The following is a 303-nucleotide window of genomic DNA, read 5'->3' on the forward strand; positions in this document are numbered from 1 at the left end:
CTCGAACGATTAGTGGCCTCTGTTCCCATGAAACGTGCTGCAACTCCATTAGAAATAGCAGAGGTGATTTGTTTCCTTGCATCAGATGCATCCAATTATATTGTGGGGGAAACAATTACTGTTAGCGGTGGTAGATGAAAAAGTACCTCTTCTTGTTGTCTAGCTTCCTACTATAAAAACAGGTACCCGTTTCTTTTATTGGGTACCTGTTTTTTATTGTTTTTCAGTGGGGAATTAGACCATCTCAGGGACAGACAGGCCAAGTCCCTCTGCAATACGTGCTCCATATTCAGGATCAGCCTT

The 303-nt window shown here is 42.6% G+C and carries 1 protein-coding gene; it reads left to right on the top strand.

What is annotated here, in order from left to right; all coding sequences use genetic code 11:
- Positions 1-12 precede the first annotated feature (12 nt).
- Positions 13-138, top strand: coding sequence for an SDR family oxidoreductase (locus LKX83_RS32365; RefSeq protein WP_227887373.1), 126 nt, complete (start codon positions 13-15; stop codon positions 136-138).
- Positions 139-303: the final 165 nt, after the last annotated feature.

The sequence above is a fragment of the Cohnella baijiui genome (genome assembly GCF_020731285.1).
Lineage (GTDB): Bacteria > Bacillota > Bacilli > Paenibacillales > Paenibacillaceae > Cohnella.